The sequence below is a fragment of the Caulobacter sp. GW821-FHT10E02 genome (genome assembly GCF_059415225.1).
In genome coordinates this window covers 515,930-534,045 of record NZ_JBWKMV010000004.1, presented here as the reverse complement: position 1 = coordinate 534,045, position 18,116 = coordinate 515,930, and the positions used below count along the sequence as shown (strand labels likewise).

The 18,116-nt window shown below is 69.2% G+C and carries 15 protein-coding genes; 9 read left to right on the top strand and 6 right to left on the bottom strand.

Translation table 11 applies throughout. The features are described from left to right. Window positions 1-112: 112 nt before the first annotated feature. The gene (locus tag AC07NI_RS22395) at window positions 113-808 is read left to right on the top strand and encodes an NAD-dependent deacylase (RefSeq protein WP_494623231.1); all 696 of its coding nucleotides are present in this window, start codon (window positions 113-115) and stop codon (window positions 806-808) included. A gap of 43 nt (window positions 809-851) precedes the next feature. Further along, window positions 852-1,337: a GFA family protein gene (locus AC07NI_RS22390; protein ID WP_494623229.1), complete on the top strand. Its 486-nt coding sequence runs from the start codon at window positions 852-854 to the stop codon at window positions 1,335-1,337. Here the strand turns inward: AC07NI_RS22390 and AC07NI_RS22385 are convergent. After that, on the bottom strand, window positions 1,334-1,738 hold the full coding sequence (locus tag AC07NI_RS22385; protein ID WP_494623227.1) for an SWIM zinc finger family protein: 405 nt from the start codon (window positions 1,736-1,738) through the stop codon (window positions 1,334-1,336). The genes AC07NI_RS22390 and AC07NI_RS22385 overlap by 4 nt on opposite strands. Then, complete coding sequence (locus AC07NI_RS22380) at window positions 1,735-2,136, bottom strand: metallopeptidase family protein (protein WP_494623225.1); 402 nt, start codon at window positions 2,134-2,136, stop codon at window positions 1,735-1,737. Before AC07NI_RS22380 ends, AC07NI_RS22385 begins: the two co-directional genes overlap by 4 nt. Window positions 2,137-2,244: 108 nt before the next feature. Here AC07NI_RS22380 and divL point away from each other — a divergent pair, with 108 nt between their 5' ends. The 6 genes from divL to AC07NI_RS22350 all read left to right on the top strand — a co-directional run bounded on the left by divL (window position 2,245) and on the right by AC07NI_RS22350 (window position 10,034). Beyond that, window positions 2,245-4,557 (top strand): cell cycle protein kinase DivL, encoded by a 2,313-nt coding sequence (divL, locus tag AC07NI_RS22375; protein WP_494623223.1) that lies wholly within the window; start codon window positions 2,245-2,247, stop codon window positions 4,555-4,557. Beyond that, a complete protein-coding gene (locus tag AC07NI_RS22370; protein WP_494623221.1) occupies window positions 4,557-5,582 on the top strand; it encodes a DUF1176 domain-containing protein in 1,026 nt (341 codons plus the stop codon). The genes divL and AC07NI_RS22370 overlap by 1 nt, the downstream gene beginning before the upstream one ends. 96 nt (window positions 5,583-5,678) lie before the next feature. Beyond that, window positions 5,679-7,070 (top strand): adenosylhomocysteinase, encoded by a 1,392-nt coding sequence (gene ahcY / locus AC07NI_RS22365; protein ID WP_494623219.1) that lies wholly within the window; start codon window positions 5,679-5,681, stop codon window positions 7,068-7,070. Window positions 7,071-7,217: 147 nt separating this feature from the next. Next, the gene (locus AC07NI_RS22360; RefSeq protein ID WP_494623217.1) at window positions 7,218-8,069 is read left to right on the top strand and encodes a bifunctional hydroxymethylpyrimidine kinase/phosphomethylpyrimidine kinase; all 852 of its coding nucleotides are present in this window, start codon (window positions 7,218-7,220) and stop codon (window positions 8,067-8,069) included. A 1-nt stretch (window position 8,070) separates the two neighbouring features. Next, a complete protein-coding gene (locus tag AC07NI_RS22355; RefSeq protein WP_494623215.1) occupies window positions 8,071-9,192 on the top strand; it encodes a serine hydrolase domain-containing protein in 1,122 nt (373 codons plus the stop codon). A gap of 47 nt (window positions 9,193-9,239) precedes the next feature. Continuing rightward, complete coding sequence (locus tag AC07NI_RS22350) at window positions 9,240-10,034, top strand: transporter (RefSeq protein ID WP_494623213.1); 795 nt, start codon at window positions 9,240-9,242, stop codon at window positions 10,032-10,034. On the opposite strand, the gene AC07NI_RS22345 is transcribed toward AC07NI_RS22350, so the two are convergent. The 4 genes from AC07NI_RS22345 to AC07NI_RS22330 all read right to left on the bottom strand — a co-directional run bounded on the left by AC07NI_RS22345 (window position 9,979) and on the right by AC07NI_RS22330 (window position 14,884). After that, complete coding sequence (locus AC07NI_RS22345) at window positions 9,979-11,373, bottom strand: DHA2 family efflux MFS transporter permease subunit (RefSeq protein ID WP_494623211.1); 1,395 nt, start codon at window positions 11,371-11,373, stop codon at window positions 9,979-9,981. The two genes, AC07NI_RS22350 and AC07NI_RS22345, sit on opposite strands and share 56 nt — an antisense overlap. Before the next feature lie 48 nt (window positions 11,374-11,421). Then, entirely contained in the window at window positions 11,422-12,330 is a 909-nt protein-coding gene (gene rarD, locus AC07NI_RS22340; protein ID WP_494623209.1) for an EamA family transporter RarD, read from the bottom strand. A gap of 87 nt (window positions 12,331-12,417) precedes the next feature. Further along, a complete protein-coding gene (locus tag AC07NI_RS22335; protein WP_494623207.1) occupies window positions 12,418-13,446 on the bottom strand; it encodes an aspartate-semialdehyde dehydrogenase in 1,029 nt (342 codons plus the stop codon). 103 nt (window positions 13,447-13,549) lie between these two features. Continuing rightward, the gene (locus tag AC07NI_RS22330) at window positions 13,550-14,884 is read right to left on the bottom strand and encodes an energy transducer TonB (protein WP_494623205.1); all 1,335 of its coding nucleotides are present in this window, start codon (window positions 14,882-14,884) and stop codon (window positions 13,550-13,552) included. Between the two features lie 128 nt (window positions 14,885-15,012). On the opposite strand from AC07NI_RS22330, the gene polA reads away from it, so the two are divergent. Continuing rightward, window positions 15,013-17,925 (top strand): DNA polymerase I, encoded by a 2,913-nt coding sequence (gene polA / locus AC07NI_RS22325; RefSeq protein WP_494623203.1) that lies wholly within the window; start codon window positions 15,013-15,015, stop codon window positions 17,923-17,925. Window positions 17,926-18,116: the final 191 nt, after the last annotated feature.

Sequence of the window (18,116 nt, the reverse complement as noted above, 5' to 3'; positions counted from 1 at the left end):
GCCGGGTCCGTCTTGCGCGGGTCCTCGGCGATCTAAACACTGTCAACTCAAGACGGCGGAGCGGTCAAATGAAAAATGACGGCGGCGTCACCTTCGATAGTCTGGAGGCGGAATGAAGATCTTCGTGCTGACTGGGGCCGGGGTGTCGGCCGAGAGCGGCCTGGGCACCTTCCGCGACAAGGACGGGGTGTGGACGAAGTACGACCTCGAGGAGGTCGCCACGCCGCAGGGCTTCGCGCGCAATCCGGCGCTGGTGCGGGACTTCTACAACGCGCGTCGGGTGAACTTGGCGGGGGCTGAGCCGAACGCCGCGCATATGGCCCTGGCGCGGCTGGAGGCGGCGCTGGGCGATGACCTCTTCCTCTGCACCCAGAACGTCGACGACCTGCACGAGAAGGCCGGCTCGAAGCGCGTGATCCACATGCATGGCGAGCTGGCGGTCACCCGCTGCCATCACTGCCAGGCGACGCGGCCGGACGCCGAGCCGCTGTCGGCCGAGGCGGTCTGCGAGGCCTGCGGCCGGGCCGAGGGCGCGCGGCCGCACGTGGTCTGGTTCGGCGAGATGCCGCTGTTCATGGACGCGATCGAGGACGCCCTGGCGCAGGCCGACCTCTTCGTCTCGATCGGCACCTCGGGCTCGGTCTATCCGGCGGCGGGGTTCGTCACCGAGGCGCGGGTGATGGGGATCACGACCTGCGAGATCAATCTGGAGCCCTCGGCCAACGCCTATGTCTTCGACGAGAAGCTCTACGGCCCGGCTAGCGAGGTCGTGCCGGCCTGGGTGGAGAAGGTGCTGACACAACGCTGACAGGGCTGCTGTACTGCGGCCCGTCCGTTTCCGGAGACGTCCCATGCCCAAGCCCCTCAAACCGCCCGCCGAGGAAGCCGAAGGGTCATGCGCGTGCGGCGCGGTGCGGGTCGCCATCGGGGTGCCGGCGCGGTGGGCGTTCCACGACCACTCGGCCGCCAGCCGGCGCGTCCAGGGCTGCGCCTATGTCACCTACACCGCCAGCTATCGCAGCCGCTTCCGCTGGCTGGAGGGTGAGGACCTGGTCACCCGCCACGAGCACGAGGGCACGATCCGGGGTTTCTGCGCGCGCTGCGGGACGCCGATCTTCATGGAGCGCAAGCGCGCCCCGACCATGATCAACCTGCCACGCGCCCTGTTCGACACTCGCACCGGCCGAGAGCCGCGCTATCACACGTCCTTGGACCAAGCCCCGGACTGGGCCTATGGCGGCGGCAAGCTGGTCCCGCTGAAGGGCTATCCCGGCGTTATGTGGGAACGGCCGAAGCCGAAGGCCAAGCGCAAGGCGCCGATCGACGACTTTCTCTAGCGGCCTTCCAGCGCCGCCAGCACCGCCGGCTGGACCCGCGCCAGTTCGGCCAGGCGCTCGATCAGGGCGTCCTTGCTGTCGAGGGCCAAGCCATCGCGCAGCTTGGCCATCCGTTCGCGGACCTTGGCCAAGTCGGCGCTGTTGGCCGCCGTCACCACCGCCGCCTGATGCTTGCAGGCGCCGAACTTCTCGAAGCCGGGGCAGGTGCACAGGCCTTCGCCGGCGGGAGCCCACAGCTGCACGACATAGAGATCGCCGACGCTGCCGGTGACGTGGGCGGTGACCTTCTCGTCCTCGATCGAAACGAGGTCGACAGCGCCGGCCTCGGCCATGGCCGCGCCGGTGTCGAACCAGCGCTCGTCCATGCGTTCGCGCCAGGTTTCGGTGTCGAAGAGACTCATGCCTCGTCCTCGATGCGGTGGATGTCGTCGTCCGACAGGCCGAAATGGTGGCCGATCTCGTGGACCAGCACGTGGGCGATCAGGTCGCCGAGGCTGACATCGCCGCGTTCGGCCCATTCGTCGAGGATCGGGCGGCGATAGAGGAACACCCGCGACGGCTCGGTTCCGTAGTCCAGCACCGAGCGGTGGCCCAGGTCCACGCCCTGGTAGAGGCCGGTGAGCTCGAACGGGTCCTCGACGCCCAGGCTGTCCAGCACGTCCTCGGCCGGGAAGTCGTCGACCCGGATCACCACCTCGCCCGAGAGCTTGCGGAAGTCGTCGGGCAGGGCGTCGAAGGCCTGCCGGGCCAGGGCGGCGAAGTCGTCGAGCGACGGGGCGAGGCGATCGGACCAGGTCATGCGTTCCCAAATAGAGCGATTGGCCGGCAGCGCCATAGCCCCTCTGGCCACGGCCCGACTAATCTGGGATTCTGATTCGACGACCCGCTGGGGTAAGCGACGCGCCTGATGACTTCGTACGACCTGATCCTCGCGGCGGTGGCCGGCGCGGTTTGTCTCGCCATTTGCGTCACCCTGTGGTCGCTGGGCCAGCGCCGCGGCTATGAGACCCGTATCGCCGCTCTGCGCGCGCGCCTTGGCCTGCAGGGCGGCGACACGCTGGACGCGCCCGCCTGGGTCGAGGCCTTCGACACCGCCGTGATCGCCGTCGAGGGCGGCCGCGCGGATCTCGCCGCCGGGGCCGAGGGCCTGGCCGCTTGCGCCCAGGTGCTGGGCGTCGAGGCCCGGGTCGACACGGTGATCGCCGCCCTGGGCGGGGCCGATCCCGACCACGCCCAGAAGCTGACGGCGCTGTTCGAGCGCGGCGAGTCCTGCGCCTTCGAAGCGCGCGGCAGCAACGGCTGGATCTCGGTCGAGGGGCGTGCTGCCGGCGCGCTCGCCTGGCTGCGCCTGATGGCCGGCAGCGGCGGCGATTCCGGCCTGCCGTCGGCGGCCCGCTTCGCCGCCTTCGTCGACAGCGTGGCCGAGCCGGCCTGGGTCGCCGGGGCCGATAGCCAGCCCGTCTGGGGCAACACCGCCTTCCTCCGCGCCGTCGGCGCTGTTTCCGCCTCGGCCGGGGCCTTGGCCGGCAAGAGCTTCGACCGCGCCGCCGACGCCCTGGTCGTCGAGGCCGTCGAGAAGGGCGAGCGCCGCGAGGCCGTGCGCTGGATCAATCTGGAAGGCCGCCGCCGCGCGTTCCGGCTGTCGGCCCAGCCGCTGGAAGGCGGCGGGGTGGGCGTGTTCTGCGCCGATGTCACCGAGATCGAGGACGTCCGCGACGCCTTCAAGAAGCATGTCGAGGCCCACGACGAGACCCTGAACCACATCGCCGAGGCCGTGGCGATCTTCAGCCAGACGCGCCGACTGTCCTACTACAACACCTCGTTCGCCGAGCTATGGGGCCTGGAGCCGGCCTGGCTGAGCGACCGCCCGACCCATGGCGAGATCTTGGACCGCCTGCGCCAGCGCCGCCGCCTGCCCGAGAGCATCGACTATTCGGGCTGGAAGGCCGCCGAGCTCGCCCGCTACGAAGACCTGGGTCCGCAGGCCGACGACCTGTGGCACCTGCCTGACGGCCGCACGCTGAAGGTCGTGCGCCAGCCGCACCCGCTGGGCGGCATGCTGCTGATCTATTCCGACATCACCGGCGAGCTGCGCCTGAAGGCCCAGTACAACGCCCTGATCCAGGTGCAGCAGGCCACGCTGGACAAGCTGAACGACGCCGTCGCCGTGTTCGGCTCGGACGGCCGCCTGCGCCTGCATAACGAGGCCTTCGAGACCTTCTGGAACGTCAGCGCCTTCGCGCTGGAGGCGGCCGGCGACTTCGAGGGCGTGGTCGATCTGTGCGTGCCGCGCCTGCACGACCTGGCCTTCTGGCGCGAGCTGAAGGGGCGGGTGGCCGATCCCGATCCCCAGATGCGCGCCCCGACCTCGGGCGAGGTCAAGACCTCGGACGACCGCATCGTGGTCTATCAGAGCCGGCCGCTGCCGGACGGCGCGACCCTGATCGCCTTCGCCGACGTCACCGACACCCGCGACCTGCAGAACGCGCTCTCGGACCGCTCGGCGGCCCTGGCCGAGGCCGAGCGCCTGAAGCGCGATTTCGTCGGCAACGTCTCGTACGAGCTGCGCACGCCGCTGACGACGATCATCGGCTATTCGGAGCTGCTGGAACGCGCCGACGGCATCTCCGAGCGCGGCCGCAACCACGTGGCCGCCGTCCGCGCCGCCGCCACCCAGCTGGCCCGCTCGATCGACGACGTGCTGGACATGGCCCAGATCGACGCCGGCGAAATGGCGCTGGAGATCGAGGACATCCGCGTCTCCGACCTGCTGCTGAACGCCCAGGAACACGCCCTGAAGGACGCCCAGCTGGGCGCCGTCACCCTCGCCGTTGAGTGCGAGGAGGACGTCGGCCTGATCCGCGGCGACGGCAAGCGCCTGGCCCAGACCCTGGACCACCTGGTCGAGAACGCCCTGCGCCAGACCCCGCCCGGCGGCCGGGTCACCCTGTCGGCGCGTCGGGCCCTGGGTGAGGTGCGCCTCGACGTCTCCGACACCGGTCGCGGCGTGCCGTTCCACGTCCAGGCCCACATCTTCGACCGCTTCGTCGGCCGCGATCGCGGTGGTCCGGGCTTGGGCCTTGCGCTCGTCAAGGCGCTGGTCGAGCTGCACGGCGGCTGGGTGGCGCTGGAAAGCGAGCCGGGCGCCGGCTCGACCTTCACCTGCCACCTGCCCGAGACCCAGCAGCCGGGCGCCATGCAGCCGGAACTGAGCTTCTAGTGCTGCGCGCGGCGGTCCTGCTGGCGGGGCTGCTGCTGGCCGGTTCCGCTGCCGCCAGCGACGGTACGGCGACCTTCAAGGACTGGTGGGCGGCCTGCGACAATGTCCGGGTTTGCACGGCCTACGGCTTTCCGCCGGACGAGGAGGGCGGCGCCGTCCTGCGCGTGCGTCGCGCGGCGGAAGCCGGCGCGGTCCCCGAGCTCGACATCAACTTGGCCGCCGAGACCGGCAAGGGCGTCACCGGGCCGCTGAGCCTGGCCGTGGACGGCAAGGTCCTGGCCCGCACCGGCGCGCCGGACGGTTCCGACGACGACTTCCGCAGCTGGACGGTGAAGCCGGGCGAGGTCCCGGCGCTGCTGGCCGCCATCGCGCGGGGCCATGCCCTGGCGGTGCGGTCCGGCGACCGGACGGTGGTGACCCTGTCGCTGAGCGGCGGCTCGGCCGCCCTGCGCTGGATCGACGATCAGCAGAAGCGGGCCGGCGGCGTCACCGCTCTCGTCGCCAAGGGCCCGGTCTCGGCCGTACCTCCGCCACCGCCGTTGCCGGTCATCCGCGCCGCCAAGCCCGTCAGCCAGGCCGACCTGACCGACACGCCGCCGAAGGCCGTGCTGGATCGCCTGAAGGGCTTCGAATGCGAGGCCAAGCCGCCGGAAGAGCCCAGCTCCAGCCGCCTCTCGCCGGGCGTGGTGCTGTGGACCATCCCCTGCTGGGTCGGGGCCTATCAGATCAGCTCGGCTCTGGTGCTGGCCGACGAGAAGGGCGGCAACATCCGGCTCGCCGACCTGGGCGGACCCGGCGCCGCCGACGAGCGAGCCATGGCCACCAGCGCCGCGTTCGACACGGACCGCCAGGAACTGCACAGCTACGCCAAAGGTCGGGGGATCGCTGACTGCGGGATCGCCACCACCCATGTGTGGACCGGCAAGGCCTTCGTGTTGACCGATCGCACCGAGTTGGGCGCCTGCCAGGGCCTGTCCCAGGACTTCTGGGTCACGACCTTCCGCAGCCAGGGCCACGCCCGCTGACGTCGGACATAAAGATATCTTTATGCGTTAATTGCTAGGAAGGATCGAGCGCGCTATAAGCCCCTCAAGATCCCACCCGACCGCAGGAGCCCGACCGTGGCCGACTATATCGTCAAGGACATCTCGCTCGCCGATTTCGGCCGCAAGGAACTGGCTATCGCCGAGACCGAAATGCCGGGCCTGATGGCCACGCGCGCCGAGTACGGCCCCAAGCAGATCCTGAAGGGCGCCCGCATCGCCGGCAGCCTGCACATGACCATCCAGACCGGCGTGCTGATCGAGACGCTGACGGCTCTGGGCGCTGAAGTCCGCTGGGCTTCGTGCAACATCTTCTCGACCCAGGACCACGCCGCGGCCGCCATCGCCGCCTCGGGCGTGCCGGTGTTCGCCTTCAAGGGTGAGAACCTGGTCGAGTACTGGGAATACGCCCACAAGATCTTCGAGTGGCACGACGGCGGCTACCCGAACCTGATCCTGGACGACGGCGGCGACGCCACCCTGCTCTGCGTGCTGGGCCCGAAGGCCGAGAAGGATCCGTCGATCCTGAACAACCCGCAGAACGAGGAAGAAGAAGCCCTGTTCGCCGTGATGAAGAAGTACCTGGCCGAAAAGCCGGGCTTCTACTCGGCCATCCGCGCGGCCATCGGCGGCGTGTCGGAAGAAACCACCACGGGCGTGCACCGCCTGTACCAGATGGCCGCCAAGGGCGACCTGCCGTTCCCGGCCATCAACGTCAACGACAGCGTCACGAAGTCGAAGTTCGACAACCTGTACGGCTGCCGTGAATCGCTGGTCGACGCGATCCGTCGCGGCACCGACGTCATGCTGTCGGGCAAGGTCGCGGTGGTCTGCGGCTACGGCGACGTGGGCAAGGGCTCGGCTGCCTCGCTGCGCCAAGGCGGCGCTCGCGTGATCGTCACTGAAATCGACCCGATCTGCGCCCTGCAGGCGGCGATGGAAGGCTATGAAGTCCAGACCCTGGACGACGTGGCGGGCCGCGCCGACATCTTCGTCACCGCCACGGGCAACAAGGACGTCATCACCGTCGATCACATGCGGCAGATGCGTAACAACGCCATCGTCTGCAACATCGGCCACTTCGACTCGGAGATCCAGGTCGCCGGCCTGAAGAACTTCAAGTGGGACGAGATCAAGCCGCAGGTCCACCACGTGGAATTCCCGGACGGCAAGAAGATCATCCTGCTGTCGGAAGGCCGTCTGGTGAACCTGGGCAACGCCACGGGCCACCCCTCGTTCGTGATGTCGGCCTCGTTCACCAACCAGACGCTGGCTCAGATCGAGCTCTGGACGAACAAGGACGCCTACCAGAACCAGGTCTACACCCTGCCCAAGCACCTGGACGAGAAGGTCGCCTTCCTCCACCTGGAGAAGCTGGGCGCCAAGCTCTCGACCCTGCGCAAGGATCAGGCCGACTACATCGGCGTGCCGGAAACCGGCCCGTTCAAGCCGGACCACTATCGCTATTAATAGTGACATCCGTAGCGTCAGTTTCCGCTACGGAAATCGTTTGAAACCAAGGGGAAAGGCCTGCCGGCGACGGCGGGCCTTTTCTTTTCGCGGCTTGATGAAGAGCCGCCCTATTCAAGGCCGCATTGCTCGGCTAATCGCTTTTGCATGCCGCTAGCCTTGATCATCTCCAGCCACGTCGCCGGCAGCCAGGTGGGCGCGACGGCGCAAGCCACCGCCCTGGCGCAGTTTCGCATCGACTCGATGGTCGTGCCGACCGTGCTGTACGGCCGCCATCCCGGCTGGGGCATCCCCGGCGGGGCGCCGGTGCCGATCGAGGTGTTCGAGGGCATGATGGACGGCATCGAGGCCAACGGGCTGTTCGGTCTCGTCGATCTGGTCATCACCGGCTATTTCGCCACCGCCGCCCAGGTGCGGGCCGCCGCCCGGGTGGTTGACGCGGTGCGCGAGACGCCCCGTCCGAACGGCGCGGCCACCCGCCGGCCGACCGTCATCGTCGACCCGACCATGGGCGACGCGGGCAAGGGCCTCTACATCCCTTCCGACACGGCCGACGCCATCATCGCCGACCTGGTCCCGCGCGCCGACGTCGTGGCCTGCAATAGCTGGGAGCTGCAGAAGCTGACCGGCACCGACGCCCGCGACCCGCAGAACGCCATGCGCGCCGCTCGCCTGCTGGGCAAGATCACGCTCGTTTCGTCCGTCCATCGCGGGGCCGAGATCGGCGCCGTGCTGGCCGACAAGAAGGAGGCCTGGCTGGCCGCCCACGCCAAGGCCGAGCGCTCGCCCAACGGCACCGGCGACCTGCTGACCGCCCTCTACGCCGCGTCGATCCTGGAAGGGCAGACCTTCTCGTACGGCCTGGCTCGCGCCGTCGGCGGGGTGGCCGAGACCGTCACCGCCGCCAATGTCTGGAACGCTCCGGAGCTGCCGATCGTGGCCATGGGCGCGCGGATCAAGCAGACTTCGCCGACCGTCCGTATCGAGCGCCTCGCCTAGCATGACCGACATCACCGGCCTCTGCCCCGACCGCTTCGACCGCGTTCGCGAGGCGTTCGAACAGAACTTCGCCGAGGGCGAGCTGGGCGCGCGGTTCGCGTTCGCCATCGACGGCGAGATCGTCGTCGACCTGATGGGCGGCTTCGCCGACCGCAAGCGCGAGGTCGCCTTCGGTCCCGACACCCTGACGGCCCTGTTCTCGACCACCAAGGCGGTGGCGGCCCTGATGGTCGCGCGCCTCGTGGACGAGGGCCGCCTGGCCTACGACCAGCCCGTCGCCGACGTCTGGCCGGAGTTCGCGCAGAACGGCAAGGCCGAGGTCACCGTCGAGCAGGCCCTGTCGCACCAGGCCGGCCTGTCGGGTTTCCCGGACGAGACCGACCCGGCCCTGTGGTTCGACTGGGGCGCCACCTGCGCCAAGCTGGCGGCCATGGCCCCGCTGTTCCCGATCGGCTCGGCCAGCGGCTATCACCCGGTGACTTTCGGCTATCTGGCCGGCGAGATCTTCCGCCGCGTCGATGGCCGCACCCTGGGCACGGCGCTGCGCGAGGACATCTGCGCGCCGCTGGACCTGGATATCTGGATCGGCCTGCCCGACAGCGAGCATGGCCGGGTTTCCGAACTGATGCGTCCGACGGCCTTGCCGAAGTTCGGCGAGCTCAACGCCGCGGTGCAGGCCGCCTTCCTCAAGCCGTGGTCCTCGCCCGGCGGCAAGGGCGCGGCCGAGTGGCGGCGGGTCGAGATCCCCTCGGCCAACGGCCACGCCACGGCCGAGTCGCTGGCGCGGTTGATGGGGGCCCTGGCCACCGACGGGACCCTAGGCGGCCGCTCGATCATCACCCCGGCCGGCATCAAGGCCGCCACGACCCAGCGCATCGTCGGCCAGGACCTGGTCCTGCCCTATGTGATCAGCTGGGGCGCGGGCTTCATGCGCAATGAGCCGAACATGTTCTACGGCCCGACGGCCGACGCGTTCGGCCACTCGGGCTGGGGCGGCTCGTGCGCCTTCGCCGACCCTTCGCGGGGCGTGTCAGGGTCGTATGTGATGAACAAGCAGGGCAACGCCCTGATCGGCGATCCGCGCGCCGTGCGCCTGATCGAAGCGGCCTACGCTTCCCTTTAGAACGCTGTTGAAGCTTTGGCGTTAGGCATGCGGGCAAGGAGAGCCGCATGATCCGCACCGCCTCGATCGCTTTCATCGTTCTGGCCGCCGCCAACGTGGCGCACGCCGAGGACCGCGACTTCTGCGCCGACCGGCCGGGCAAGGGCTCGCCGCCGTGCGTGCTGGACGCCGGGCGCTTCCAGGCCGAGGTCGGCGGCGTCGACGCCGCGTTCAGCCGGGGCGGCGGGGTCTCGGTCGATGACGTCTCGTACGGCGGGCTGGAGCTGCGGCTGGGCCTGACTTCCACCGTCGAAGGCCAACTGAGCTGGACCGCGCATGAGCGGGTGCGGACCAAAGACCATGGCGTGGTCGACGTCGTCTCCGGCGCCGGCGACCTGGGCGCGGCCTTGCGGTGGTCGCTGAAGAACCCGGCCGGCGACGGTGTCTCGATCGCCGTGCAGCCGTTCGTCACCGCGCCGACCGGCTCGCACGGGATCGGCTCGGACCTGTGGCAGGGCGGCGTGGTCGTCCCGGTGTCGATCCCGCTCAACGCCGACTGGTCGCTGAGCCTGTCGCCGCAGGTCGAGGCGCGGGAGAACGCCAGCGGCTCGGGGCGCCACGCGGGCTACGCCCTGGCCGGCGGTGTCGGCCGTGCGGTCGGGCCGGTGAACCTGGGCGCCGAGCTGTGGGTCGATCGCGACGACGACCCGTCCGGCCACGTCACCCAGGCCAGCTTCGACCTGACCGCCGCCTGGACGCCCAAGTCGCTGAAGGACGTCCAACTGGACGCCTCGGTCTATGCCGGCCTCAACCGCCAGACCCCGGACCTGGAGCTGGTCGTGGGCTTGGCGCACCGGTTCTGATCGTCGCCGCGCCAACGAGGCCGGCCACGATCGCCGCCACGGCGCTGATCCCCATCACCCACGGATAGCCGCCGCCTCCGGGCGCGAAATAGACCAGCCCCAGCACCGCCACGGCCAGCAGGCCGGCGACGCGGGCGACGGCGTTGTTGATGCCCGAGGCCACGCCCGAATGGCTGGACGGCACCGCCGCCATCACCGTGCTGGTCAGCGGCGCGACGCTGATCGTCATGCCCAGCGCCAGGATCAGCAGGGCGGGCAGGACGCCGGTCCAGAAGCCGCCGCCGATCCACGGTCCGGCCAGCAGGCCGAAACCGACGCCGGCGGTGATCGGCCCGACGGTCAGCATGACCCGCGCCCCGACCTTGTTGGCCACACGGCCGGCCACGCCCGACAGCGTGCCCATCACCAGCGATAGGGGCAGCAGGGTGGCCCCGGCCTGGGCGGCCTTGTAGCCGTGCCGGGCGATCAGCTCGTAGGGCAGGAAGAACAGCGCGCCGGTCAGGCCGAAGTAGAGCGCCAGGGTCAGCAGATTGGCGCCGCTGAAGGTGGTCGAGCGATAGAGCGATAGCGGCATCATCGGATGCGCCTCGCGGCCTTGCAGCACGACGAAGCCGACCAGGATCGCCGCGCCGGCGACCAGGGCGCTCCACACGGCGGGACTAGCCCAGCCGCGCTCGCCGGCCGCGGTCAGGCCCCAGGTCAGGGCGCCCAGGCCCGTGGCGGCCAGCACCGCCCCGCGCCAGTCCAGGTGCTGGACGTCCGGATCGCGGCTCTCGGGGACTGCCTTCAGGGTCAGCCAGACGGTGGCGGCGGCGATCGGCAGGTTGATCAGGAAGATGGCCCGCCACGACACCGCATCGACCAACCAGCCGCCCAGCACCGGCCCGATGGCGGCGGTCACCGCGCCAAAGCCCGCCCAGGCCCCGATCATCGGTCCCCGCGCCTTTTCGTCAAAGGCAGCGCCCAGGATCGCCAGGCTGGCGGGGACCACGAAGGCGGCGGCGATGCCCTGCACGGCGCGGGCGGCGATCAACAGCTCGACATTGGGGGCGATCGCGCAGGCCAGGGAGGCCAGGGCGAACAGCGTGACCCCGACCACGAACACCTTGCGCCGTCCGTAGCGGTCGCCGGCCGAGCCGCCGATCAGCACCAGCGAGCCGAGCAACAGCAGGTAGGCGTTGACGATCCACTGGATCTGGGCCGGCTGGGCCTTCAACGCCGTCCGGATCGCGGGCAGGGCGACATTGACCACCGAGCCGTCGATGAAGGCCAGGCTGGAGCCCAGCACCGTCGCGGCCAGGATCAGCCGGCCGCGACCCTTGGAAATCTGCTCGTCCATGGCCGCGACCATGACCCGGCAGGGGCGGCGTGGCTAGAACGCTGGCGCCTAGGCGGGCGCCAGCGCCCTGGTCTTCTTCCAGGCCCCGTAGGCGAAGGTCGCCACGCCCAGCCAGATGAACACGAACGACAGCGCCCGCAGCGGCGTGAACGCCTCGCCGAACGCCACGCCCAGCAGGAACTGGATCGTGGGGGCGATGAACTGCAGGAAGCCGACGGCGCTGAGCGGCAGGCGGCGGGCCGACCAGGCGAACAGGGCCAGCGGCACGACCGTGGCCGGACCGGCGATGGCCAGCAGCGTGGTCACCGCCCCGCCATGGCCGAAGTGGCCCTGACCCGTCGATTGCAGGTGCATCACATAGAAGAGACCCGGCAGGGCCAGATAGGCGCACTCGACGAAGAGCCCGGTCTGGGCGTCGGCCTTCACCCGTTTGCGCAGGATGGCGTAGGCGCAGAAGGTCGCCGCCAGGCCCAGCGAGACGATCGGCAGGTGACCCAGGGCGATGGTCTGGATCGCCACGCCGACGGCGGCGAAGCCGATGGCGACCTTGCCCTCGGTGGTCATGCGCTCGCGGAACAGCAGGGCCCCGGCCGCCATGTTCATCAGCGGGTTGATGTAATAGCCGAGGCTGGCCTCGATCACGTGGCCGGCGTTCACCGCGAAGACGTAGATCGTCCAGTTGCTGAAGATCGCCGCCGTCGACAGCAGCAGCATGCCCAGCGTCTTGGGCTGGCGCAGCACCTGCGCGACCTGGCCGCCCTGCTTGGCGATCAAAACGAGGCCGCCGGCCCACAGCACCGACCACAGCGAGCGGTGGGCGATCATCTCCCACGACGTCGCGCCCAGGTTCGACAGCAGGTGGAAATAGAGCGGCAAGAAGCCCCACAGCACATAGCAGCCCACCCCGGCGGCATAGGCGGGGCGGCTATCGGTCTGGGTCTCGGAACTGGGCGACATGGCGTCGTCCTTCATGGTCAGAAAAAGAAAAAGGCTCCCGGGACCTGCGCCCCGGGAGCCCTGATTTCCACCCGCTTGTTGCGGTGGCTAGGCCGGGGTCTTCTGCTTGATCAGGCCCTTGTCGTGCAGCAGCTGGGCGATCTGCACGGCGTTCAGCGCCGCGCCCTTGCGCAGGTTGTCGGCCACGCACCACAGGGCGATGCCGTTCTCGACGGTCGGGTCGGTGCGGATGCGCGAGACATAGACCGGGAACTCGCCGGCGGCTTCCTTAGGCGTCATGTAGCCGCCGTCCTCGCGCTTATCGATGACTTCCACGCCGTCGGCGTCACGCAGGATCTCGCGGACGTCTTCCTCGTCCAGCGGGGTCTCGAACTCGATGTTCACCGCTTCGGCGTGGCCGACCATGACCGGCACGCGCACGGCGGTGGCGGTCAGCTTGATCGACGGATCCAAGATCTTCTTGGTCTCCATCATCATCTTCCACTCTTCCTTCGTGTAGCCGTCCTCCATGAACACATCGATGTGCGGGATGACGTTGAAGGCGATCTGCTTGGTGAACTTCTTGGGCGGGGGGGCGCCCAGGACGAAGACGCCCTTGGTCTGGTCCCACAGCTCGTCCATGCCCTCTTTGCCGGCGCCCGACACCGACTGGTAGGTCGAGACGACGACGCGCTTGATCTTGGCTTCGGCGTGCAGGGGCGCCAGCACCACCACCAGCTGCGCGGTCGAGCAGTTGGGGTTGGCGATGATGTTCTTGGGCATCCGGTCGACGGCGTTTGGGTTCACCTCCGGCACCACCAGCGGCACGTCCGGGTCCATCCGGAAGTGGCTGGAATTGTCGATGACGATCGGACCGGCCGCGCCGATCTTCTCGCCCCATTCCTTGGAGATGGCGCCGCCGGCGCTCATCAGCACGATGTCGACGGTCGAGAAGTCGAACTGCGCCAGATCCTCGCAGTGCAGGATCTTGTTGCCGAACGAGACTTCGACGCCGATGGATTTGCGGCTGGCGATGGCGTGCATCTTGTCCACGGGGAAGTTGACTTCCTCGAGGATGTTGAACATCTCGCGGCCCACATTGCCCGTGGCGCCGACCACGGCGACCCGGTAACCCATCGCGCTCTCCTGAAATACTGTTCCGCGTACCGCGCGGAGCGTGGTTCCCGTACGCCTCATGTTCCCCCCGCGCAAGGCGAGGAAAGCTGGCGGAGGTTTCAGCTTAGGGCTGGCCGCTCGTCTTCGGCGCGGGCGCGGCCGGTTCGGCCTCGTCCGCCATCGAGAAGGTGATCGGGATGGTGACCGTCAGGCCGTCGACCGTGTCGCCTTCCTTGGTCCAGGGGTTCATGCGCATCAGCGACACCGCCTTGATCGCGGCCGCGCCGAAGTCGAGGCCGGCCGGGGCCTCGCGCACGGCCTGGCAATCGGCCAGCGCGCCGGTCGGGGTGATGAGGCATCGCACCGCCGCCGAACCGGACTTCACGCCGGCCTTGGTCGCCGCCTCGGGATAGACCGAGGCCATGCCGGCGGCCGTCATGGTTTCGATCCAGCGCGGCTTGGTCAGCTTGCGCGCGTCCGGCGTGGCCGGGTCCCGGAAGCGGAACGGAATGTCGATGGTGTACTTCCGCGGCGCCTTGGGGTTCTCGGGATCCAGGGTCACCTTGAACGCCTTCGATAACGCCTTGGCGGCGCGGCCGAAGCCCTTGCCGTTCGGGCTCTCGGAGATGGTGTCGCAGTTGCGCAGACTGCCCGTGTCGTCGAGCTCGCAGCGCAGGGCGGCCTGGCCCGACGCCAGGCCGGCGGCCTCCTTGGGCCAGGCGGCGTTGACCTGCGCCTGGGTCGGGGCCTGGACCCACGGCGGGTCCAGAACGACGCCCGAGCTGCCCAGGTCGGGCGCGGGCATGCCGGCCCAGACGATGGGGATGGTGACCTCGCCGCCAGGCACGGCCTTGCCGCCCCGGATGCGCGGCGTCATACGCAGCTGCGGCGCCAGTTGCAGGGCGGCCAGGCCGAAGTCGAGGCCCACGGGATCCTCGTCGTGGATCTTGCAGGCCTCGAGGAAGCCCTCGACGGTGATCTTGCAGGTGATCGAGGCGCGTCCGACGCGCCCGGCGTTGATGGCCTTGACCGGGAAGACGCCGGACAGGTCGAAGGCCGTGGGCTTCTTCAGCCAGTTCGGCTCGGCGTCGCCCGGCGCCAGGATGTTGAAGCCGGTGCGCAGCCGGCGGCCCACGGTCGAGGCGCCGGCCTGGTCCTTGGTCTTGACCCGTTCGGAGGTGACGAGGTTCAGCGCCGCCGCGCCGAAGCCGTGACCCGCCGGCGTCTCCTTGATGATCTTGCAGTCGACCAGCTTGCCGCCGGCCGCGACCGCGCAGTCGAGGACGACCCGGCCGCTTTCCGTCACGCCCTTCGGGAACGCCGCCCGGGCGTTGTCGCGCGTGGCCCGCGCCGTCCAGACCGGGGTCCAGCCCGGGGTCTTGTCGTCATCGTCATCGGCATCGGCGGTGGTGACACAGACGCCGGCCACGATCAGGGCCAGCAGAAGTTGACGCGACAACAAGACGAGACCCCATGAAAGGCGGCGCGCGGCCCCCTGGCGACACGACCTTAGGTGGAGATTAGGCGATCGATTTGCGCGCCGCCAGAGGGTTCCCGACGCACTCTGCGCCCCCTATGTTGCCGGCCATGACCGACGCCGCCGCGCCCCCGCTTCCGAACGTTTCCGAACTGACCCAGGATGGCCCCGCCATCCGGCTCTTTCTTGTGGATGGCTCGGCCTATCTGTTCCGCGCCTATCACGCGCTGCCGCCGCTGACCCGCAAGAGCGACGGCCTGCCGGTCGGCGCCGTCCAGGGCTTCTGCAACATGCTGTGGAAGCTGATGCGCGACATGCAGGGCGATACGCCCACGCACCTGGCCGTGATCTGGGACCACTCCGAGAAGACGTTCCGCAACACCCTCTACGACAAGTACAAGGCCCACCGGCCGCCGCCGCCCGAGGACCTGATTCCGCAGTTCCCGCTGGTGCGCGAGGCGACCCTGGCGTTCGGCGTGCCGGCCATCGAGCTGCCGGGCTACGAGGCCGACGACCTGATCGCCGCCTACGCCTGCAAGGCCCGCGAAATGGGCGGCGAGGCGGTGATCGTCTCGTCCGACAAGGACCTGATGCAGCTGGTCGGCGACGGCGTGTCGATGTTCGACCCGATGAAGGGCCTGCGCATCGAGCGCGAGCAGGTGTTCGAGAAGTTCGGCGTCTATCCCGACAAGGTCGTCGACGTTCAGGCCCTGTGCGGCGACAGCGTCGACAACGTCCCGGGCGCCCCGGGCATCGGCATCAAGACCGCCGCCCAGCTGATCACCGAATATGGCGACCTCGACACGCTGCTGGCCCGCGCTGGCGAGATCAAGCAGCCCAAGCGCCGCGAGACCCTGATCGAATTCGCCGACCAGATCCGCCTGTCGCGGGCCCTGGTGAAGCTGGACTGCGACACGCCGCTGCCCCAGCCGCTGGACGAGCTGACCGTGCGCGAGCCGGACAAGGAGGTGCTGGCCGCCTTCCTGGAGCAGATGGAGTTCCGCACCCTGGCGCGCCGGGTCGGCGACGGTTCGGCCGCCGCGACGCCGGGCACGCTCGGCCTCTCGGGCGGCAGCGATCGCGCCCCCAGCCAGCCGAAAGCCCCGGTCAGCACCGTCTCGTACATGGGCGCGGCCGCCCGCGCCGCCGCCAACCCGGTGGCCGAGCCGATCACCGTCGACCACGCGGCCTATGCCTGCGTCCGCGATTTGGAGACCCTGCGCGCCTGGGTGGCCAAAGCGACCGCCAAGGGTGTGGTGGCCTTCGACACCGAGACCGACGCCCTGTCCTCGGCCAATGCCGGCCTCTGCGGCGTGTCGCTGGCCATCGCGGCCGGCGAGGCCTGCTACATCCCGATCAGTCACTGCGAGAAGGCGGATGGTCTCGCTTTCGAGGCCCCCGCCGACATCGAGCAGATCGCGCTCGACGACGTCATCGCCACGCTGAAGCCGCTGCTGGAAGACCCGGCGGTGCTGAAGGTGGCCCAGAACGCCAAGTACGACATCGCCGTCCTGGCCCGCCACGGCATCGATGTCGCGCCGATCGACGACACCATGCTGATCTCCTACGTGCTGGAGGCCGGCGAGCACGGGCACGGCATGGACGAGCTGTCCGAGCTGCACCTGGGCCACAAGCCGATCCCGTTCAAGCAGGTCTGCGGCACGGGCAAGGGCCAGATCAGCTTCAAGCACGTGGCCCTGCCGGAAGCGACGGCCTATGCCGCCGAGGACGCCGACGTCACCCTGCGCCTGTGGGAGATCCTCAAGCCCCGCCTGGCGCGGGCCGGCCTGTCGACGGTCTACGAGACCCTGGAGCGGCCGATGCCGGCCGTGCTGGCGGCGATGGAGAACGAGGGGGTCATGGTCAACCCCGAGGCCCTGCGCCTGCTCTCCAACGAGTTCTCGCTGCGCATGGCCAAGTTCGAGGAGCGCGCCCAGGAGCTGGTCGGCCGTCCCTTCAACCTGGGCAGCCCCAAGCAGATCGGCGACGTGCTGTTCGGCGAAATGAACATGAAGGGCGGCAAGAAGACCGCCACCGGCCAGTGGTCGACCGACAGCGACGTGCTGGAGAGCCTGGCGCTGGAGCACGAGCTGCCGCGCGTGCTGCTGGACTGGCGTCAGCTGAGCAAGCTGAAGGGCACCTACACCGAGAACCTGATCGCCGCGATCGCCGAGCGTACGGGTCGGGTGCACACCTCCTACGCCCTGGCCGCGACGACGACCGGGCGACTGTCCTCGTCGGATCCCAACCTGCAGAACATCCCGATCCGCACCGAGGAAGGCCGCAAGATCCGCAAGGCCTTCATCGCGCCGGCGGGCAAGGTGCTGATCAGCGCCGACTACAGCCAGATCGAGCTGCGCCTGCTGGCCCATATCGGCGACATCCCGCAGCTGAAGAAGGCCTTCCAGGAGGGCCTGGACATCCACGCCATGACGGCCTCGGAGATGTTCGACACGCCGATCGAGGGCATGGACCCGATGATCCGCCGCCGCGCCAAGGCCATCAACTTCGGCATCGTCTACGGCATCTCGGCCTTCGGCCTGGCCAACCAGCTGGGCATCGGCCAGGGCGAGGCCGGGGCCTATATCAAGACCTATTTCGAGCGCTTCCCCGGCATCCAGGCCTATATGGACGCGACCAAGGCCTTCGTGCGCGAGCACGGCTACGTCTCGACCATCTTCGGGCGCAAGATCAACATCCCCGAGATCCAGTCCAAGTCGGTCGGCCAGCGCCAGTTCGCCGAGCGCGCGGCGATCAACGCCCCGATCCAGGGCGCGGCCGCCGACGTCATGCGCCGGGCCATGGTGCGCATGCCCGCCGCCCTGCAAGCCGCGGACCTCCAAGCCCGTATGCTGCTGCAGGTGCACGATGAACTGGTGTTCGAGGCGCCGGCAGCCGAAGCCGACCGCGCCTGTGCGGTTATCCGCACGGTGATGGAGAAAGCGGCCGAGCCGGCGGTGGCTTTGAGCGTGCCGCTCACGGTCGAGGCGAGGGCCGCACTCAACTGGGATGAGGCCCACTGACCAAGAAAGTGGCGTGAATATCGTGTTGTGCGACATTCCGCCACGCCACGGTTAATGCCCCGGCAACCCTTCGAGGCTCACTGGTGTCTGTGACGCCCGCGAACCCTAGTACGCGTTTAAATAGTAGTGTTATCCGAGGTTTAGCGGTCGCCGCCCCCATTTTGAGGAGCCCCGGCCGGTGTCTTTTGGCG